The following is a 286-nucleotide window of genomic DNA, read 5'->3' on the forward strand; positions in this document are numbered from 1 at the left end:
CGGGTGGGGTGTTGGGTTCGGTGCGGGAGGTGGTGTTCGGGGATGGGGTGTTGTTGGAGCGGACGGTGTTTGCTCAGGCGGGGTTGTTCGCGTTGGAGACGGCGTTGTTTCGGTTGGTGGAGTCGTGGGGTGTGGTGCCGGATGTGGTGGGTGGGCATTCGATTGGTGAGGTGACGGCGGCGCATGTGGCGGGTGTGTTGTCGTTGGAGGATGCGGTGGTGTTGGTGGCGGCGCGGGGTCGGTTGATGGAGGCGTTGCCGGAGGGTGGCGCGATGGTGGCGGTGGG

1 protein-coding gene is annotated in these 286 nt (G+C 66.4%); it reads left to right on the forward strand.

Translation table 11 applies throughout. From position 1 onward, the window contains the following. Nucleotides 1-286, forward strand: a 286-nt coding sequence (locus tag NP777_RS47430) for an acyltransferase domain-containing protein (RefSeq protein WP_256656408.1), incomplete at both ends; no start/stop codon positions are given.

This window comes from Streptomyces rugosispiralis (assembly GCF_024505145.1).
GTDB classification, from domain to species: domain Bacteria; phylum Actinomycetota; class Actinomycetes; order Streptomycetales; family Streptomycetaceae; genus Streptomyces; species Streptomyces rugosispiralis.